At 69.0% G+C, this 18,975-nt stretch carries 19 protein-coding genes; 15 read left to right on the top strand and 4 right to left on the bottom strand.

The window, feature by feature from the left end; all coding sequences use genetic code 11:
* Window positions 1-14: 14 nt before the first annotated feature.
* Window positions 15-803 carry an IclR family transcriptional regulator gene (locus ACN20X_RS19515; protein WP_016451548.1) on the bottom strand — a complete coding sequence of 263 codons (789 nt, stop codon included), beginning with the start codon at window positions 801-803 and terminating at the stop codon, window positions 15-17.
* 127 nt (window positions 804-930) lie between these two features.
* Here ACN20X_RS19515 and ACN20X_RS19510 point away from each other — a divergent pair, with 127 nt between their 5' ends.
* The 9 genes from ACN20X_RS19510 (at window position 931) to ACN20X_RS19470 (ending at window position 9,525) form a co-directional block, all read left to right on the top strand.
* On the top strand, window positions 931-1,932 hold the full coding sequence (locus ACN20X_RS19510; protein WP_473209766.1) for a Bug family tripartite tricarboxylate transporter substrate binding protein: 1,002 nt from the start codon (window positions 931-933) through the stop codon (window positions 1,930-1,932).
* A gap of 77 nt (window positions 1,933-2,009) precedes the next feature.
* A complete protein-coding gene (locus ACN20X_RS19505; RefSeq protein WP_074921352.1) occupies window positions 2,010-2,945 on the top strand; it encodes an amidohydrolase family protein in 936 nt (311 codons plus the stop codon).
* Complete coding sequence (locus ACN20X_RS19500) at window positions 2,942-3,940, top strand: Bug family tripartite tricarboxylate transporter substrate binding protein (protein WP_074921351.1); 999 nt, start codon at window positions 2,942-2,944, stop codon at window positions 3,938-3,940. Before ACN20X_RS19505 ends, ACN20X_RS19500 begins: the two co-directional genes overlap by 4 nt.
* 48 nt (window positions 3,941-3,988) lie before the next feature.
* A complete protein-coding gene (locus tag ACN20X_RS19495; protein ID WP_473209765.1) occupies window positions 3,989-4,675 on the top strand; it encodes an RraA family protein in 687 nt (228 codons plus the stop codon).
* The gene (locus tag ACN20X_RS19490) at window positions 4,672-5,604 is read left to right on the top strand and encodes an NAD(P)-dependent oxidoreductase (RefSeq protein ID WP_473209764.1); all 933 of its coding nucleotides are present in this window, start codon (window positions 4,672-4,674) and stop codon (window positions 5,602-5,604) included. The genes ACN20X_RS19495 and ACN20X_RS19490 overlap by 4 nt, the downstream gene beginning before the upstream one ends.
* Window positions 5,605-5,674: 70 nt before the next feature.
* Window positions 5,675-6,679, top strand: coding sequence for a Bug family tripartite tricarboxylate transporter substrate binding protein (locus ACN20X_RS19485; protein WP_473209763.1), 1,005 nt, complete (start codon window positions 5,675-5,677; stop codon window positions 6,677-6,679).
* 39 nt (window positions 6,680-6,718) lie between these two features.
* Window positions 6,719-7,675: a tripartite tricarboxylate transporter substrate binding protein gene (locus ACN20X_RS19480; RefSeq protein WP_016446265.1), complete on the top strand. Its 957-nt coding sequence runs from the start codon at window positions 6,719-6,721 to the stop codon at window positions 7,673-7,675.
* A gap of 4 nt (window positions 7,676-7,679) precedes the next feature.
* Complete coding sequence (locus ACN20X_RS19475; RefSeq protein WP_043790525.1) at window positions 7,680-8,579, top strand: amidohydrolase family protein; 900 nt, start codon at window positions 7,680-7,682, stop codon at window positions 8,577-8,579.
* A 22-nt stretch (window positions 8,580-8,601) separates the two neighbouring features.
* Window positions 8,602-9,525, top strand: a complete 924-nt coding sequence (locus ACN20X_RS19470) for an SMP-30/gluconolactonase/LRE family protein (protein WP_288896997.1) — start codon at window positions 8,602-8,604, stop codon at window positions 9,523-9,525.
* 56 nt (window positions 9,526-9,581) lie between these two features.
* Here the strand turns inward: ACN20X_RS19470 and ACN20X_RS19465 are convergent, their stop codons facing one another.
* The gene (locus ACN20X_RS19465; protein ID WP_043790523.1) at window positions 9,582-10,121 is read right to left on the bottom strand and encodes a PadR family transcriptional regulator; all 540 of its coding nucleotides are present in this window, start codon (window positions 10,119-10,121) and stop codon (window positions 9,582-9,584) included.
* A gap of 160 nt (window positions 10,122-10,281) precedes the next feature.
* Here ACN20X_RS19465 and ACN20X_RS19460 point away from each other — a divergent pair, with 160 nt between their 5' ends.
* A complete protein-coding gene (locus tag ACN20X_RS19460; protein WP_473209762.1) occupies window positions 10,282-12,303 on the top strand; it encodes a 2,4-dienoyl-CoA reductase FMN-binding domain-containing protein in 2,022 nt (673 codons plus the stop codon).
* Between the two features lie 47 nt (window positions 12,304-12,350).
* Window positions 12,351-12,791, top strand: coding sequence for a nuclear transport factor 2 family protein (locus ACN20X_RS19455; RefSeq protein ID WP_016446260.1), 441 nt, complete (start codon window positions 12,351-12,353; stop codon window positions 12,789-12,791).
* 66 nt (window positions 12,792-12,857) lie between these two features.
* Here the strand turns inward: ACN20X_RS19455 and ACN20X_RS19450 are convergent, their stop codons facing one another.
* Together ACN20X_RS19450 and ACN20X_RS19445 are read right to left on the bottom strand one after the other, a co-directional pair.
* Complete coding sequence (locus ACN20X_RS19450; protein ID WP_288897001.1) at window positions 12,858-14,309, bottom strand: catalase; 1,452 nt, start codon at window positions 14,307-14,309, stop codon at window positions 12,858-12,860.
* A 264-nt stretch (window positions 14,310-14,573) separates the two neighbouring features.
* Window positions 14,574-15,116 (bottom strand): PAS and helix-turn-helix domain-containing protein, encoded by a 543-nt coding sequence (locus ACN20X_RS19445; RefSeq protein ID WP_012206070.1) that lies wholly within the window; start codon window positions 15,114-15,116, stop codon window positions 14,574-14,576.
* A gap of 73 nt (window positions 15,117-15,189) precedes the next feature.
* On the opposite strand from ACN20X_RS19445, the gene ACN20X_RS19440 reads away from it, so the two are divergent.
* From ACN20X_RS19440 to imuA, 4 genes are all read left to right on the top strand, one after another.
* Window positions 15,190-15,897 (top strand): CoA transferase subunit A, encoded by a 708-nt coding sequence (locus ACN20X_RS19440; protein ID WP_016446257.1) that lies wholly within the window; start codon window positions 15,190-15,192, stop codon window positions 15,895-15,897.
* A 2-nt stretch (window positions 15,898-15,899) separates the two neighbouring features.
* A complete protein-coding gene (locus ACN20X_RS19435; RefSeq protein WP_012206068.1) occupies window positions 15,900-16,538 on the top strand; it encodes a 3-oxoacid CoA-transferase subunit B in 639 nt (212 codons plus the stop codon).
* Window positions 16,539-16,646: 108 nt separating this feature from the next.
* Entirely contained in the window at window positions 16,647-18,011 is a 1,365-nt protein-coding gene (locus tag ACN20X_RS19430; protein ID WP_016451584.1) for an HD-GYP domain-containing protein, read from the top strand.
* Window positions 18,012-18,102: 91 nt separating this feature from the next.
* Window positions 18,103-18,975: a translesion DNA synthesis-associated protein ImuA gene (gene imuA, locus ACN20X_RS19425; RefSeq protein ID WP_473209761.1), complete on the top strand. Its 873-nt coding sequence runs from the start codon at window positions 18,103-18,105 to the stop codon at window positions 18,973-18,975.

Genomic DNA, 18,975 nt, shown 5'->3' with positions numbered 1-18,975 from the left:
CCCGGAAGGTGGTCTCAGGGATGCCACTGGCTGGCGCGCACCACGGGGGCCTGTGTGCTGGCGCTGCCCGCCAGCGCATAGGACAGCTGGTTGGCCGCCGCCACCACCGTCTGCGCCATGGCTTCCAGCCGGGCCTCGGGCAGGCGCGATGCCGGCCCGGAAATGCACACCGACCCCATCAGCCGCCAGTGCATGCCGAACACCGGCGCCGACACCGTGGCCACGCCCTGTTCGCGCTCGCCGATGGACCAGTGGTAGCCGCGCTGGCGGATCTGTTCGTACACCGGCCCCGGCTCGCCTGAAAACGCCAGGATCACGCGCCCTGGCGAGCCCTGGTCCAGCGGCAGCCCCTCGCCCATGCGCGCATGGTGGCGCAGGGCCTGCGGCCCTTCCACGCGCACGAGGCAGGTGCGCACATTGCCTTCGCGCACATAGAAGGCCGCGCTCTCGCCGCTGGCCTGCGTGAGCGCGCGCAGCGCGGGCTCCAGCACGTTCTGCACATCGAAGCCCGCTTGGTAGCGCGCACCCAGCCAGCCAGCGGCCGGGCCCAGGCGCCAGTCCCCATCGTCCCTTTGCACCATGAAGCCCGACTGCGCCAGCGTGCGCGCCAGCCGCAGCACCGTGGTCTTGTGCAGCGCGCAGCGCCGGCTCAGTTCCGCCAGGGACAGGTGCGACTCCCCGAGGGCGAAGGCGCCAAGCAGCTGCAAGGCACGCGTGACGGCGATGACGCCGCCGTCCTTGGCCGCGCTGGCCTTGTCATCGGGTGGCTGCGCCGGGGAAGGGGTGCTGGGGGGCTTGTTCATGGTGCAAGGCATGCAATTGGTTGCGCTGTATGAAACGGCATTGTATGGGTTGAAACGTTTTCATAAAGTTCGTCCCACGCACCGCAGCCATGCGGGCGTTGGACACAACAAACGGAGACAAACCGCCATGCCGATTCCCTCGCTTTCGCGTTGCCTCAACGCACGCCTTCTTGCCGTCCTGGTCGGCGTTGCCGCCATCGTGCCCATGGGCGCTGCCCAGGCCCAGGACGCCTATCCCCGCAAGCCCATCCGCCTGGTCGTGCCGTTTCCGCCCGGTGGCGGCACGGACATGATCGCGCGCACCGTGGCCCAGCGGCTGTCGGACCACAACAAGTGGACCGTGGTGGTGGACAACCGGCCCGGCGCCGGCGGCAACCTGGGCGTGGACGCCGTGGCCAAGGCCGCGCCGGACGGCCATACCCTGGTCATGGGCCAGACCAGCAACCTGGCCATCAACCCCTCGCTGTACGCCAAGCTGCCCTATGACCCGCTGAAGGATCTGGTGCCCGTGGCGCTGGTGGCTTCCGCGCCCATCGTCATGGCCGCGCCGGCCAACTCGCCCTACAAGACCTTTGCCGACCTGGTCAAGGCCGCCAAGGCCAAGCCCGACGGCCTCACGCTGGGCTACCCGGGCAACGGCACGGTGGCGCACCTGGCCGGCGAACTCGCCGAGAACGCGGCCGGCATCAAGCTGCGCCATGTGCCCTACAAGGGCGCAGCCCAGGCCATGACCGACCTGGTGGGCGGGCAGATCGATTTCTACATGTCCGCCGTGCCCACGCTGCTGGGCCAGGTGCGCAACGGCAAGCTGCGCGCAGTGATGGTCACCTCGCTCAAGCGCTCCGCCCAGCTGCCGCAGACGCCCACGCTGGCCGAGTCCGGCTACCAGGACTTCGAGGCCGTCACCTGGTTCGGGGTGCTGGCGCCGGCGGGCACGCCGCAGGCCATCGTGCAGCAGCTGAACAAGGCCATCAACGATGCGCTGCTCGTGCCCGAGGTGGCCGAGAAGCTGCGCTCCGAAGGCGGCGAGGTGCTGGGCGGCTCGTCCGAGAAGTTCGCCGCGCTGCTGCGCGCCGAGGTGCCGCGCTGGGCACGCATCGTCAAGGACTCGGGCGCCAGCCTGGACTGAGCCCGGGGCAGGGGCGCCAGCCCTTTCGCTTCCTTCTCGCTCCCACCTCCCTTCCTTTCCTCCATCGAGATCTCGCCATGGACTGCGACAGCCTTGCCGTGCCCGTCCGTTTCTCGCAGGGCAGCGCCCGGCCCCGTGCCGTGCTGCCCCCGGATGCCTGCGACTGCCATGTGCATGTCTATGACGGCCGCTACCCGGCAGCCCCGGGCGCGCGGCTGCTGCCGCCCGACGCCTCGGCCGGCGACTACCGCGCGCTGCAGCGGCGCCTGGGCACCGCGCGCTGCGTGCTGGTCACGCCGTCCACCTACGGCAGCGACAACCGCTGCATGTTGGACGGGCTGGCCGCCCTCGGCCCGCAGGCGCGGGGCGTGGCCGTGATCGATGGCAGCGAAAGCGATGACCAGCTGCAGCGCCTGCACGGCCTGGGCGTGCGCGGCGTGCGGCTGAACCTGTCGCTGGGCGTGACGGGCACGGCCGAGCTGCTGGTGCCGCTGGCCCGCCGCATCGCGCCGCTGGGCTGGCATCTGCAACTGCTGATGGCGCCGGACCTGCTGGCGTCGCTGGCCGGCGTGCTGCGGCAATTGCCGGTGCCGCTGGTGTTCGACCACTTCGGCCGCATCGCCCCCGAGCAGGCGGGGCGCCATGCGGGCCATGCGCTGCTGCTGGAGCTGCTGGAGGGCGGCAGGGCCTGGGTCAAGTTGTCCGGCGGCTACATCGTCAGCGCGCTGCAGTCGGTCGAAGACCCGGCGCTGGACGCCCTGGCCGCCAGCTATCTGCGCTGCGCGCCCGAGCGTGTGCTCTGGGGCAGCGACTGGCCGCATGTCAGCGCCTCGGCAGGCATGCAGCCCCTGCCTGATGACGCCCGCCAGATCGACCGCCTGGCCGACTGGACCGCCCATGCCGGCGGTGCCGCCACGCTGCGGCGCGTGCTGGTGGACAACCCCCGGGCGCTGTACGGCTTCGAGACCGCAGCGCCGCCATTGCATTGCACACAAGCAGGAGACAAACCATGAACACCTTCCATCCCACGCGCCGCACCCTGCTGGCCGCAGGGGGCGCCGCCCTGCTGGGGCCGCTGTGCAGCGCCGCCGTCCACGCGCAGCCCGCATGGCCGGCAGGCAAGCTCATCACCTGGGTCGTGCCCTATCCGCCCGGCGGCAGCACCGATGTGCTGGGCCGCCAGGTGGCACTGCACCTGGGCAAGGCCCTGGGCAGCACCGTGATCGTGGACAACCGCGCGGGCGCCACGGGCACCATCGGCGCGGCCTACGTGGCCAAGGCGGCGCCGGACGGCCACACGCTGCTGGGCACCTCCATCGGTCCGCAGGCGATCGCGCCCCACCTCATGGGCAAGCTGCCCTATGACCCGATTGCGGGCTTCGAGCCCGTCATCACCATCGGCACCATTCCCCATTTGCTGGTGGTGGGCGCGGCCCAGCCCTTCCAGTCGGTGGCCGATCTGCTGGCCGCCGCCAAGGCGCAGCCAGGCCAGCTGGCCTTTGCCTCGGGCGGCAGCGGAACCATCTTGCAGATGCAGGGCGAGCTGCTGCAAAGAAAGGGCGGCGTGCGCTTCATCCATGCGCCCTACAAGGGCGACACGCCCGCGCTGCAGGACACGCTGGCGGGCCAGGTGCAGTTCATGTTCGCCCCCGTGGCCGCGGCGCTGCCCCATGTGCAGGGCGGCAAGCTGCGTGCGCTGGCCGTGACCTCGGCGGCGCGCCTGAAGGCCCTGCCTGATGTGCCCACCATGGCCGAGGCCGGCATCGGCGACTTCGTGGTCGAGCAGTGGCAGGCCGTCTTTGCGCCGGCCAGGACGCCGGCCGCCATCGTGCAGCGGCTGAACCAGGAGATCGGCCTGGCGCTCAGGGACCCGGCCGTCGTGGCACTGGCCGAGCGGCTGGGCGTGACCCTGGTCGGCGGCACGCCACGGCAATTGGGCGAGCTGCAGAAATCCGACTCCGCCAAGTGGGCCCAACTCATCCGCGAGGCCGGCATCAAGGCCGACTGACGCGCGCACATCTTTCTGTTTTCCTTCACCTCATCTCACTGGACCATCATGAGCCAACTCCCAGAAATCATCCGTGACATAGAGCGCGTGGACGCCCAAGTCGTGCAGCGCGCAGCCGGCTTTCAGGCCGCCATCCTGGCCGACGTGGCGGGCCGCCGCGGCACCATGCATTCGCGCGTGGCGCCCGTGCACCAGGGCATGAAAGTGGCCGGCCCGGCCTTCACCGTCGAGGTGCGTCCCGGCGACAACCTCATGATCCACGCCGCCATCGCGCTGGCCCGGCCCGGCGACGTGCTGGTCATCGACGGCAAGGGCGACCAGACCGCCGCGCTGATGGGCACGCTGATGCTCAGCGCCTGCAAGAAGCTGGGCCTGGCCGGCGTCATCGTGGACGGCGCCATCCGCGACCGCCTGGAGCTGCTGGAGCTGGACTTTCCCGTGTTCAGCGCAGGCTTCAATCCCGCGGGCCCGACCAAGTTCGTGCCGGGCCGCATCAACCACGCCATCTGCGCTGGTGGCACGACGGTTCACCCGGGCGACCTGGTGGTGGGCGATGCCGATGGCGTGGTCGTCATCGAGCTCGCCAAGGCACCCGCCATGCTGGAGCTGGCCGTGAAGAAGGTGGCCGACGAGGCCGCCCGCATCGAGGCCATTGCGCGCGGCGACACGGCATCGAAGTGGCTGCCCGCGGCCCTGCGCGCGGCCGGCGTGCTCAAGGAAGGGGAATCGCTGTGAGCACCATCATCGTCACCGGCGCCGATCTGGCGCCACAGGCCCTGGAGCTGCTGGCCCGGCACGACATCGTCTATGCGGGCAAGACGCCCACCGAAGAGGACCTGGTCGCGCTGTGCCGCGCCCATGATCCCGTGGCCATCATCGTGCGCTACGGCAAGGTGGGTGCGGCCGTGATGGAGGCGGCGCCCTCGCTGCGCGTGATCTCCAAGCACGGCAGCGGCACGGACACCATCGACAAGGCGGCCGCCGCCGAACGCGGCATTGCCGTGGTGGCCGCCGCGGGCGCCAATGCGGCGGCCGTGGCCGAGCAGGCACTGGCCCTGCTGCTGGCCTGCGCCAAGTCGGTGGTGGCGCTGGACGCCCGCATGCACGCAGGCCACTGGGACAAGGCCACGCACAAGAGCCTGGAGCTGGGCGGGCGCACCGTGGGCCTGGTGGGGCTGGGCGCCATCGGCCTGCGCTTTGCGCGCATGGCCGATGCGCTGGGCATGCGCGTGATCGGCTTCGATCCCTTCGCAAAGAACCTGCCCGCCTGCGTGCAGCCCGTGGACCTGGAAACCATCTGGCGCGAGTCCGACGCGATTTCGCTGCACTGCCCGCTGACCGAGGAAAACCGGGGCATGCTCGGCGCCTCCACGCTGGCGGCCTGCAAGCGCGGCGTGATCGTGGTCAACACCGCACGCGGCGGCCTGATCGACGAGGCCGCGCTGCTGGCCGCCGTGCGCTCGGGCCAGGTGGCGGCCGCAGGGCTGGACAGCTTTGCGGTGGAGCCCATGGTGGCCGGCCACCCGTTCCAGGGCGAAAGGAACTTCGTGCTCAGCCCCCATATCGGCGGCGTGACCGGCGATGCCTACGTGAACATGGGCGTGGGCGCGGCCCGCAATGTGCTGGAGGTGCTGGCCCGCGTGCCTGCGGCGGCCGGCGCCTGAGCCAGGGCAGGGGTGCCGTGCGCGCCCTTGGCCCATGCATGTGCATGCATGTGATTTGAGGAGACAAGCGATGTCGAGGAATTTCCAAGAGGTCCGCCGCCTGGCCTTGCGCGGCGGCCTGCTGACCGCCGTGGGGCTGGCCGTGCTGGGCGCCCAGCCCGCGCTGGCGCAGAAGGACTATCCGGCCAAGCCCGTGCGGCTGGTCGTGGGCTTTGCGGCGGGCGGCCCCACCGACGTGGTGGCGCGCGCCTTTGCCGACCATGCGGGCAAGGCGCTGGGCCAGCCCTTCGTGGTGGACAACAAACCCGGGGCCAACACCATACTGGCCGCGCAGGCCGTGGCTGGCGCGCCGGCCGATGGCTATACGCTGCTGTTCGGCGCCACCAACCACAGCATGATCCCGGCGCTGTACCAGGGCCGCGTGAAGTTCGACGTGGTGCGCTCGTTCCGGCCGCTGTGCACGGTGGCCAGCAGCCCCACGGTGCTGGTCGTGGGGCCGGGCATGCCGGCGCGCAACCTGCAGGATTACATGGGCCAGGCACGCAGCCGGCCCGGCAGCGTCACGGCTGGCACGGCGGGCATGGGCAGTTCGGGCCATTTCGCCACCGAGATGTTTGCGCGGGCCAAGAGCCTGAAGCTCAACCACGTGCCCTACAAGGGCGCGGCGCCCGTGGTGACCGACCTCATGGGCGGCCAGCTCGACAGCTCCTTCGCCACGCTGGGCTCGGTGCTGCCCCAGGTGCGCAGCGGCAAGCTCACGGCGCTGGCCGTGGCCTCGCCCAGGCGCGCGTCCCTGCTGCCCCAGGTGCCCACCTTTGCCGAAGCGGGTGGCGGCGACTACTCGGCCGATGTCTGGTACGGCGTGCTCGCGCCGGCCGGCATTCCCGACGGCGCGGCCCAGGCGCTGGAGCGCGTGGCCGTGGAGTTCGCCAAGAGTGCATCGGCCGCGGAAAAGCTGCACGGCCTGGGCATGGATGCCGAGTCCAGCTGCGGCAGCGCCTTCGCGCAGCGCGTGGCCAGCGAAGCGGCCTCCTATGCGCAGATCGCCCGCGAACTGAACCTGAAGGCGGATTGATTCGGCCGCCGCCCCCTCTAAAAAATCTGGAGACAAGCCATGAAATTCCTTGCCAGAACCCTGATCGCGGCCTGCGCCCTGGCCGCCGCCGTGGCCCAGGCCGCCTTTCCCGAGCGTCCCATCACCCTGGTCGTGCCCTATGCGCCCGGCGGCGGCGCCGACGCGGCCGCGCGCCTGCTGGCCACGCGCATGGGCGCGCGGCTGGGCACCAGCATCATCGTGGACAACCGGCCCGGCGCCAGCGGCACCATTGGCGCCAGCCAGGTGGCCAAGGCGCGCGCCGATGGCTACACGGTGCTCTACGACGCCACGCCGTTTTCCATCAACCCGCATCTGTTTGCCAAGCTGCCCTATGCGCGCAGCGCGCTGCAGCCGCTGTCGCTGGTGCTGCTCATGCCCAATGTGGTCGTGGTCAAGGCCGATTCGCCCGTGCGCAGCGTGGCCGACCTGGCGGCCAGGGCCAAGGCGCAGCCGGGCAAGATCAACTTCGCCTCGGGCGGCAGCGGCACGGTGCAGCGCCTGGCGGCCGAGCTGTTTCGCCAGCGGCTGGAGCTGGACATGGTCCATGTGCCCTACAAGAGCGGCGGGCCGGCCATTGCCGATGTGATGGGCGGGCAGGTGGACTTCATGTTCGGCACCATGGCGGCCACCTATCCGCTGGTCACGGGCGGCAAGCTGCGCGCCCTGGCCGTGGCGGCGCCCCAGCGCTCGGCGCGCCTGCCCGATGTGCCCACCGTGTCCGAGACCGTGATTCCCGGCTACGAGGCCTATGAGTGGAACGGCATCTTCCTGCCCACGGGCACGCCCGAGCCCGTGGCCGCGCGCCTGCACCAGGCGCTGTCCGAGGTGCTGCAGGAAGCCGAGGTGCGCCAGCGCCTGAGCGACCTGGGCGCCCAGCCCATGGCATCGACGCCGGCCGAGTTCGCCGCCTTCCTCCAGAAGGAAGACGCCAAGTGGGGCGAGGTGGTGCGCAAGGGCGCCATCGTGCTGGACTGAGCGTATGGGCATGACCGACATCGCCATGGCCGTGCCGCACTCGGCCGGCACGAGCAGGCCTGCGCGCACGCTGCCGCCCCTGGCCTGCGACAGCCACATGCACATCTTCGATGCGCGCTTTGCGCCGTCGCCGCACTGGCCGCGCACGCCTCCGCAGGCCGACGTGGCCATGTACCGCCAACTGCAGCGGCGCCTGGGCACCTCGCGCGCCGTGGTGGTCACGCCCTCGACCTATGGCACGGACAACGCCTGCACGCTGGATGCGCTGGAGCGCCTGGGCGATGATGCGCGCGGCGTGGCCGTGGTCGCCCACGATGTGGCCGATGCCGAGCTGGACCGGCTGGCCACGCACCGCGTCTGCGGGCTGCGCGTGAACTTTGTCTCGCCGCAGTCCTGGGGCGAGACCACGGCCCACATGCTGGTCACGCTGGCGCACCGGGTCGCACGGCTGGGCTGGCATGTGCAGGTCTTCGTGCAGCCCGAACAGCTGGTGGCGCTGGAGCCCGTGCTGGGCGCGCTGCCCGTGCCCCTGGTCGTGGACCACCTGGGTCGCATCGACCCGGCCGCGGGCATGCAGGGCGTGGAGGGCGCGGCCCATGCCGCGCTGCGCCGGCTGCTCGATGGCGGCAACACCTGGGTCAAGCTCTCCGGCGCCTATATGCGTTCATCGGTGGGCGGCCCCTCCTATGCCGACACGCTGCCGCTGGGCCGCGATCTGGTGCGCGCCGCACCCGAGCGCCTGGTCTGGGGCAGCGACTGGCCGCACACCACCGAGGCGCCGGGCTCCGTCGACGATGCCGATCTGGTCGATCTGCTGCAGGCCTGGGCGGGCACGGACGAGGCCATGGACCGCATCCTGGTCGACAATCCAGCGCGCCTGTACGGCTTCAGCGCCATCCCCTGAAATCCCGAGAAAGACAAGCACCATGTTCCTGCTGCAAGCCCCCCAGGTCTGCGAACTCGAATCGTTCACCGCCATGCCCGACGCCCTGCGCCGCCCCGAGCGCAGCGAGTGGGCCGATGCCAACCGGGGCGGCGCCGTCACCGACTCCTTCCTCGAGGGGCCGGTGTTCGACGGCGCCGGCAACCTGTACGTGGCCGACATTCCCTGGGGCCGCGTCTTCCGCATCGATCCGCAAGGCGCCTGGACCCTGGTGGCCGAGTACGACGGCGAGCCCAACGGCATGAAGTTCCTTGACGAGCGCACGCTGCTGATCACCGACTACAAGAACGGGCTGATGCGCCTGGAGGTGGCCACGGGGCGCGTCAGCCCCTATCTGCAGCGGCGCAACAGCGAGCGCTTCAAGGGCGTGAACGACCTGGTCTTCGATGCCGAAGGCAACCTCTACTTCACCGACCAGGGCCAGAGCGGCCTGCACGATCCCAGCGGCCGCCTGTACCGCCTGCGTCCGGACGGCCGGCTGGACCTGCTGCTGGCCAACGTGCCCAGCCCCAACGGCGTGGCGCTGTCGCCCGATGGCCGCGTGCTCTACCTGGCCGTGACGCGCGGCAACTGCGTCTGGCGCGTGCCCCTGCTGCCCGATGGCAGCGTGGCCAAGGTGGGGCAGTTCTTCACCTCCTACGGCCCCAGCGGTCCCGACGGGCTGGCCGTGGATGACCAGGGCCGACTGCTGGTGGCCAACCCGGGCCTGGGCCTGGTGTGGGTGCTCAACCACCGCGCCGAGCCCGTGCAGGTGCTGCGCGGCGTGCCGGGAAGCTCGCTCACCAACCTGGCCTTTGGCGGCGCGGACCGCCGCACGCTGCATGTGACGGACTCCACGCACGGGCGCATTCTGCGTGCCCGGCTGGAGGCGCCGGGGCTGGTGCTGCACGGCTTGAACAAGGGCTGAGGCGGCCATCGCACCGTCTTAGCCGTCTCGGCCGTCTCAGTCGTCGCAACCGTTCCTCAGGGCCTGGCCGGCATGTCCAGGATCTCCCGGGCCTCCTGCAGCAGGCCTATCCACAGCTGCTCGTGCTGTATGCCGGCCTTGAGCACCAGGTGCTGCAGCCGCCGCTCGCGCGTGGGCGGCTTGTCCAGGAAGTCGCGCTGCTCCAGGCGCTGGTAGACGTCCAGCTGCGCCTGGTGCAGTGCCAGCAGCCGCTGCACTTCGTCCTGCAGTCCGCAGGGCCCCACCACCGCCTCGGCACGCAGGCGGACCATCCATTCCTCGCGCAGCGGCTTGGGGTCTTCCTGCTCGGCCACCCAGCGCTTGAGCTCCTTGCGGCCGGTGGGAAGGATGCGGTACTGGCGCTTGCGGCCCCGGCCGGATTCGGCGGGCAGGGCCTCTATCCATTGCGCCTCTTCCAGCCGGGCGAGTTCGCGGTAGATCTGCTGGTGCGTGGCGTTCCAGAAATAGCCGATGGAGCGGTCGAAGCGCTCGGCAAGTTCCGAGCCCGAGCAGGGGTGCTCGACCAAGGCAGTGAGAAGGGCGTGTGGCAGGGACATCGGCAACAAAGGGACTGGCGCTGGGCGCCATCTTACGGGCCTGCATGGAGGTGTGGCCAAGCGCTGCAGTCATTTCTGCAATTTTTTGCGCAACCAGTTGCATAAATAAAGGAGGCTGACTACATTCATGCAATCAGTTGCATAAAAAAGCGAGATAGGCATGACCCACTACCCCCACCTGAATGCCGAACTGGACCTGGGCTTCACCACGCTCAGAAACCGCGTGCTCATGGGCTCCATGCACGTGGGCCTGGAAGAGGCGCCCCACGGCTTCGAGCGCATGGCCGCCTTCTACGCCGAGCGCGCGCGCGGCGAGGTGGGCTTGATCGTCACGGGCGGCATCGCCCCCAATGAGAGCGGCCGGCCCATGAAGGGCGGCGCCATGATGGTCAACGAACACGAGGCGGACCAGCACCGCATCGTCACGCAGGCCGTTCATGCCGAGGGCGGCAAGATCGCCATGCAGATCCTGCACTTCGGCCGCTACGCCTACCAGCCCGGGCTGGTGGCGCCCAGCGCACTGCAGGCGCCCATCAACCCCTTCGTGCCGCATGCGCTGACGGGCGACGAGGTGGAGCAGACCATCGAGGACTTCGTGCGCTGCGCAGCCCTGGCCCGGCATGCGGGCTACGACGGCGTGGAGATCATGGGCTCGGAGGGCTACCTGATCAACGAGTTCATCGCTGCACGCACCAACCACCGCGATGACGAATGGGGCGGCAGCTACGCGGGCCGCATGCGCTTTGCGGTGGAGATCGTGCGGCGCACGCGCCAGCGCGTGGGGCGGGACTTCATCATCATCTACCGCCTGTCCATGCTGGATTTGGTGGAGGGCGGCTCCACGCTGGAGGAAGTGATCGCGCTGGCCCAGGCCATCGAGGCCGCGGGCGCCACGCTGCTGAACACGGGCATAGGCTGGCACGAGGCGCGCATCCCCACCATCGCCACCAAGGTGCCGCGCGCCGCCTATGCCTGGGTCACGCAGCGCGTGATGGGGCAGGTGGGCATCCCGCTGATCACCTCCAACCGCATCAACACGCCCGAAGTGGCCGAGCGCCTGCTGGCCGAGGGCTATGCCGACATGGTCTCCATGGCCCGGCCGCTGCTGGCCGATGGCGACTTCGTGCGCAAGGCGCGCCAGGGCCGTGCCGACGAGATCAACACCTGCATTGCCTGCAACCAGGCCTGCCTGGACCATACCTTTGGCGGCAAGATCACCTCCTGCCTGGTCAACCCGCGCGCCTGCCACGAGACCGAGCTGGTGATTGCGCCCGCGCCCGCCGCCAAGCGCATCGCCGTGGTGGGCGCCGGCCCGGCGGGCCTGAGCTTTGCCGTCACCGCGGCGCAGCGCGGCCATGCGGTGACGCTGTTCGATGCGGCCAGCGAGATCGGCGGGCAGTTCAACATTGCCAAGAAGGTGCCCGGCAAGGAGGAGTTCCACGAGACGCTGCGCTACTTCCGCCGCCAGCTGGAGCTGGGCGGCGTGGCGCTGCAATTGGGCCACCGCGTGGAGGCGGCCCAGCTCATCGAGGGCGGCTATGACGAGATCGTGCTGGCCACGGGCATACGGCCGCGCGTTCCCGCCATCGACGGCGTGGACCATCCCAAGGTGCTCGGCTACCTGGACGTGCTGCAGGGCGACAGGCCCGTGGGCGAGCGCGTGGCCATCATCGGCGCGGGCGGCATCGGTTTCGATGTGGCCGAGTACCTGACCCATGCCGGCGACAGCGGCGCCGTGGCGCCCCGCAAGTTCTATGCGGAGTGGGGCATAGACACGGACTACGCCCGGGCCGGCGGCCTGGCGCAGCCGCAGGCCCAGCCCTCGCCGCGCCGCGTGCACCTGCTGCAGCGCAAGTCCACCAAGGTGGGCGACCAGCTGGGCAAGACCACGGGCTGGATACACCGCACCTCGCTGAAGGCACGCAGCGTGGCCATGGGCTCGGGCGTGGCCTATGAGCGCATCGACGACGCCGGGCTGCACATCACCGTGGACGGCCAGCCGCAACTGCTGGAGGTGGACAACGTCGTGCTCTGCGCGGGCCAGGAGCCGCAGCGCGAGCTGCATGCGGCCCTGAGCGCGGCGGGCTGCAGCGTGCACCTGATCGGCGGCGCCGACGTGGCGGCCGAACTCGACGCCAAGCGCGCCATTCTGCAAGGCACCACGCTGGCGGCCAGCCTTTGAGGGCGCCGCCCGATTCCGTTTTCCACCTCAACCACCAGGAGACAAGCATGTCCCAGCCCCCGAAGAACGCCCATCCCGCAGTCGCCCGCTCCCTGGAGCTGTGGCATCGCATGGTTGCCGCCAGCGACCTGGGCGAGCTGCACACCATCGTCCATCCCGATGCGGTGTTCCGCTCGCCCATGGCCAACACGCCCTATGCCTCGGCAGCCGCGCTGATGCTGGCGCTGTCCACCGTGGTCCAGGTCTTCGAGAACTTCACCTACCACCGCCAGATGGCCAGCGATGACGGCCTGGACGTGGTGCTGGAGTTCAGCGCCAGCGTGGGTGGCAAGAACCTCAAGGGAATCGACTTCATCCGCTTCGACGAGCAGGGGCTGATCCGGGAATTCGAGGTCATGGTGCGCCCCATGAGCGGCCTGCAGGCCCTGGGCACGGAGATGGGCAAGCGGCTGGGCGACAAGCTTCCCGCCTTCAAGGCCGTGGCCTGAGGGCAGGGCGCGCCATGAAAAACGCCCCCGAAGTTTCGGGGGCGTTTTGCCGTGGGCGTCAGCCGGTCAGAGCGTGCCGGCCTTCTGGCGGGCAATGGCATCGGCCACGCCCTTGCCGTAGGCCGGGTCGGCCTGGGTGCAGTGCGCTATGTGCTTTTGCACGATGTGTTCGGACACACCGGCGATGTTGCGCGCCGTGTTCTCGAACAGGCGCTGCTGCGCATCGGGCGTGAGCAGGCGGAACAGGTCGCCGGGCTGGGTGAAGTAGTCGGCATCGTCCTCGCGGTAGTTCCAGCGGTCGGCCGCGCCGTTGAGGGCCAGCGGCGGCTCGGCGAAGGCCGGCTGTTCCTGCCACTCGCCCTTGGTGTTGGGCTCGTAGGCGATGGTGCCGCCGTAGTTGCCGTCCACGCGCATGGCGCCGTCCCGGTGGTAGGCGTGGTAGGGGCAGCGCGGCGCGTTCACGGGGATCTGGTGGTGGTTCACGCCCAGGCGGTAGCGCGCGGCATCGCCGTACGAGAACAGGCGCGACTGCAGCATGCGGTCGGGCGAGGGGCCGATGCCCGGCACCAGGTTGGCCGGCGTGAACGAGGCCTGCTCCACATCGGCGTGGTAGTTGCGCGGGTTGCGGTTGAGCTCCATCACGCCCACTTCGATCAGCGGGTAGTCCTTCTTGCTCCAGACCTTGGTCAGGTCGAAGGGGTGGAAGCGGTAGGTCTCGGCTTCATGCTCGGGCATGATCTGCACGCACAGCTTCCAGCGAGGGAACTCGCCGCAGTCGATGGCCTCGAGCAGGTCGCGCTGGCTGCTTTCACGGTCGGAGGCGACGACGGAGGCCGCCTCGGAATCGGTGAAGTTCTCGATGCCCTGCTGGCAGACCCAGTGGAACTTGACCCAGTGGCGCTCGTTGCTGGCGTTGATGAAGCTGTAGGTATGCGAGCCGAAGCCATGCATGTGGCGGTAGCCGCGCGGAATGCCCCGGTCGCTCATGACGATGGTGATCTGGTGCAGCGCCTCGGGCAGGCCGGTCCAGAAGTCCCAGTTGTTCTCGGGCGAGCGCAGGTTGGTGTAGGGGTCGCGCTTGACGGCCTTGTTCAGGTCCGGGAACTTGAGCGGGTCGCGGAAGAAGAACACCGGCGTGTTGTTGCCCACCAGGTCCCAGTTGCCTTCCTCGGTATAGAGCTTGACGGCGAAGCCGCGGATATCGCGCTCGGCGTCGGCCGCGCCGCGCTCGCCGGCCACGGTGGAAAAGCGCGCGAACACTTCGGTCTGCTTGCCGATGTCGGAGAACACCTTGGCGCGGGTGTAGCGCGTGATATCACCCGTCACGGTGAAGGTGCCGAAGGCGCCCGAGCCCTTGGCGTGCATGCGGCGCTCGGGAATCACTTCGCGGTTGAAGTGGGCCATTTTTTCCAGATGCCACAGGTCCTGCAGCAGCATCGGGCCACGCGGGCCGGCCGTGAGCGAGTCCTGGTTGTTGGCAACCGGGGCACCTGCGGCGGTGGTGAGCTTGTGGGTCATGGTCTCTCCTTGATCGAGGGGTGGTAGCGGCGCCGGCTTGCACTCAGGCAGCGCGGCGCTTGGAAAATCAATAGCTGCGTGCTATCGAATTGCTTTTATTGTTGTTTCGTTCTATGGATGCGGCAAGGCTTTGGCGATTGGCAAATCTCAACTGCGCCATAGCCAAAAAATTTCACCGCACCCCGCCTGCGTCGTGCCGGGCATGCTTTTTGCCAAGGCATTGTGTTGCGCGGGCGGATGCGGCCCGTGTAGGCCGTCGCCCTGTCAGCCCGAGACCAGCTTGTGGACCAGATCGGCGGCCGTGGAGGCGCCGTACTTGCGCATCAGCCGTGCGCGGTAGATCTCCACCGTGCGGTGGCTGATGGCCAGGGCGCGGCCGATTTCCTTGGAGGTCAGGCCTTCCAGCAGGCGGGCGGCCACCTCGCGCTCGCGCCCCGTGAGCTCGGCCTTGACGGGACGGTGGGCGCTGAGGTCCTCGAAGCTCCAGATGCCCGAGGCATGCGGGTCGCTGCGGTCCAGCGTGCGGCCCGTGACATGGCACCAGAACGTTTCGCCGTTGGCGCGCTTCATGATGCGGTTGTCCGAATAAAAGCCCCTTGCATTGAGAATGGGCGCGATGCGCGCGCCCAGCCGCTCATACTCGTCGGCGCTGGGGTAGAGGATCTGGAAGGTCTGGCCGATCAGCACCTCGCGCGAGGCCTCGAACATCTCGCAGACCTGGCGATTGCAGTCGATCATGGTGCGGTTGCGCGAGATCACGAGACCGACGGGGGCGGCCTCGAACGCCAGCCTGTAATCTATATCCATGGGCAAATCTTTACGAAAAACTACTTATGCAAGTACGTAGTATCGTAGCGCATCCAATCTGAAGGAGACATGTGTGAAAAAGCTCTACCCCTCTGCGGAGCAGGCGCTCCAGGGCGTCGTGGCCGACGGGCAATTGCTGGCTGTGGGAGGCTTCGGCCTGTGCGGCATTCCCGAGGCCCTGATCGACGCGCTGCGTGACAGCGGCGTCAAGGGCCTGACGGTGATTTCCAACAACGCGGGCGTGGACGGCTTTGGCCTGGGCAAGCTGCTGGAGACGCGCCAGATCAAGAAGATGATCTCGTCGTATGTGGGCGAGAACAAGGAGTTCGAGCGCCAGTACCTGGCCGGCGAGCTGGAGCTGGAATTCACGCCCCAGGGCACGCTGGCCGAGAAGCTGCGCGCAGGCGGCGCCGGCATTCCCGCCTTCTTCACCAAGACCGGCGTGGGCACCATGGTGGCCGAGGGCAAGGAGCTGCGCGAGTTCGACGGCGAGACCTATGTGATGGAGCGCTCGCTTGTGCCCGATGTCTCCCTGGTCAAGGCCCACCGTGCCGACAAGAGCGGCAACCTGCAGTTCCGCCTGACGGCGCGCAACTTCAACCCTGCCGCCGCCACGGCCGGCAAGGTCTGCATCGTGGAAGTGGAGGAGGTGGTCGAGGTCGGCGAGATCGCACCGGACGACATCCACCTGCCCGGCATCTACGTGCACCGCATCGTGCACAACCCGAACCCCGAAAAGCGCATCGAAAAGCGCACCATCACAGAAAAACAAGGAGCCTGACCATGCCGTGGACCCAAGACCAGATGGCCGCCCGCGCGGCCCAAGAACTCGAAGACGGCTTCTACGTCAACCTGGGCATCGGCATTCCCACCCTGGTGGCCAACCACACGGGTGACAAGGAAGTGTGGCTGCAGTCCGAGAACGGCATGCTGGGCATCGGCCCCTTCCCGACCGAGGATGCCGTGGACGCCGACCTGATCAACGCCGGCAAGCAGACCGTGACGACGATTGCCGGCTCGTCCATCTTCGGCAGCGACCAGTCGTTCGCCATGATCCGCGGCGGCAAGATCAACCTGTCCATCCTGGGCGCCATGCAGGTGTCCGAGAAGGGCGACCTGGCCAACTGGATGATCCCCGGCAAGATGGTCAAGGGCATGGGCGGCGCCATGGACCTGGTGGCGGGCGTCAAGCGCGTCATCGTGCTCATGGAGCATGTGGCAAAGAAGAAGGACGGCACGACCGACCTCAAAATTCTTCCCGCCTGCACTCTGCCTTTGACCGGCGTGGGCGTGGTGGACCGTATCATCACCGACCTGGGAGTGATGGACGTGACGCCGCAGGGCCTGAAGCTCGTGGAACTGGCCCCCGAAGTGAGCTTCGAGGACATCCAGTCCAAGACCGGCGTGACGCTGATTCGCTGATGTTGCCGTGCTGTGCAGTGCCTGCCTGGTGCAGGCCTGCGCGACGAGAGCCCGCCTTGCGCGGGCTCTTTTGCTTATATTTCAGATTTCGAGCCAATGGGAGCCTCTATGACGGATGTCGCGGCCGTGCGCAATCCACCGACAGCGCAGGGATGGAAGGACGAGGGCGTGCATTTCCTGCGCGCCGTCACCGACATGGCCGAGCATTGCAACGTGGTGACCGGCGAGCCCATCTTCAACGACAAGGGTGTCAAGCTCGTGGACAAGGGCGCGCGCATCGACAGCAACATGTACGAGCGCCTGGTCAAGCACAAGCTGCGCGACCCCATCGACAAGCACCTGGGCGTTGACAACCGCGTGGACGTGCTGGCCATCGAGGCCCAGGCCATGGTGCAGTGCGAAACCGTGGACCTGATGCGCCGCCTGGTGCAGTCGCTGGGCGGCACGGACCGGCTGCTGGCGCCGCTGCGCCTGATGGTGCTGCCGCCGCAGATCGCCTTCAAGCTCACGGTCATGCGCGAGCAGCGCCCCGAGCTGTTCGCCCACAGCCTGCAGATGATGCTGGTGGCCGTCTACCTGGCGCTGCAAAGCGAATGGAGCGAGCGTGAATGCGGCCCGCTGGCCACGGCGGCCCTGCTGCACGATGTGGGCATGCTCTACATGGACCCGGCCTGGACCGACCCCAACTACCGGCTCACGGGCGCCGAGCGCAAGCACCTGGTGGCGCACTCGGTCACGGGCATGCTCATCATGCGGGGCGCGGGCGCGTATTCGCAGGACGTGGAAATGGCCGTGCTCGAGCACCACGAGCGCATGGACGGCACGGGCTATCCGCGCGGCGTGCATGGCGAAGCCATCTCCAAAATGGGCCGGATCCTGTTGCTGGCCGAGGTGGTCTCGGCCTTCTTCGACAAATTCCAGGACCTGCCCGGCCAGCGCCTGTCGCTGATGCTGCGCATGAACCACCGCCGCTATCCGGCCGATCTGGTCGGCATCCTGCTGCCGCTGCTGTACGACGAGATCTCGCCGGGCACGCCGCTGCCGCCGCTGCAGGCCGAGGTCACGCACAGCGTGGCAGCGCTGTCGGCCGCCTTCCAGATGTGGGACACGTTCAGCCAGGCCTTTCCCGAGCGCTGGCAGGCCATGCCCGACCACCAGGCGGCCGTCTACATCGACTCCAGCATCGGCAGCCTGCAAAAGCAGCTGGCCGAGGCCGGCCTGCACCCGAACCAGCAGACCGACCTGCTGGCCTACCTCAAGGACGACGTGCAGGGCATGAGCGAGCTGGCCCTGCTCAGCCGCGAGGCCCTGTGGCAGCTGCAGGCCATTGTCAACGCCTGCCTGCGCCGCTGGCCCGCCATCAACGCCCGCACCCACGCCGTGGACACGGCGGTCGCGCAATGGTGCGAAGCCTGCATGCAGATCGACGCCACGCCGCCGCCGGGTGGGGCAGCAGGAACAACTGCGCATTGAGGCAGCCGGGCTTGCCCGGCTTTTTTACGGCCGTGGAGCTGTGGGGAAATCAAGAGTGCTGTATATTTGTACAGTATCTTGAGAATTCCCCATGACCACGACACACGCCTTTCAACCTGCGCAGTCTGCCTCCCTGTCGGGCGCGGCGCGTGTGCTGCCTCAGTTGCAGGGCGTGTGGCGTGGCGATGGCTGGCAGCAGGCGCTGCAGCAGCGCGTCCAGCCTTCGGGCCATGCGCTGCTGGATGCGCAATTGCCGGGCGGGGGCTGGCCGCTGGGCGCGATGGTCGAGCTGCTGCAACCCGCCCATGGCCATGCCGAGTGGCCGCTGCTGCTGCCGGGCCTGGCGGCCCTGATGCAGCGCAGCGCGGGCCAGGTGGTGCTGGTGGCGCCGCCTTGCAGGCCTTTTGCACCGGGACTGGAAGCGGCGGGCGTGGCGGCGCACCGGCTGTGCTGCGTGGAGGCCGATACCCACCCCGGCGCCCACCCGGCAGGCGATGGGGCAGGGCTGGCCTGGGTCTGTGAGCAGGCACTGCGCTGCCGCGACGTGCTGGCCGTGCTGGCCTGGCTGCCGGCCGGTCTGCCCATGGCCACGCTGCGCCGGCTGCAATGGGCGGCCGCTGCGCAGGGGCGCATTCTGTGGCTGTGGCGCGAGGCCTCGGCCGCCCTGCAGACGGTGGCCTCGCCCGCGCCGCTGCGGCTGCGCGTGGAGACCGAGCTGGGGGTGCCGGGCGAAGGCGGTACGCCAGCCTGCCTGCGCGTGCAGTTGCTCAAGCGCCGGGGGCCTGCGCTGGAGCATCCCTTGAAACTGCCGCTGCACCACTGGGCCTGGCAGGACGTGCTGCAGGCCCAGGCCCTGCGGCGCACCCGGCAGGCGGGCGAGGCGCAGCGCTGGCTTCATGGACACGGGCAACTGCTGCCCGCCGAGGCGCCCGCCCTGCAGGCGGCAGCGCACACCCTGGGATGA

It is taken from the genome of Delftia sp. PX-1 (genome assembly GCF_055797465.1).
This window is presented reverse-complemented; position numbering and strand designations above follow the sequence as displayed.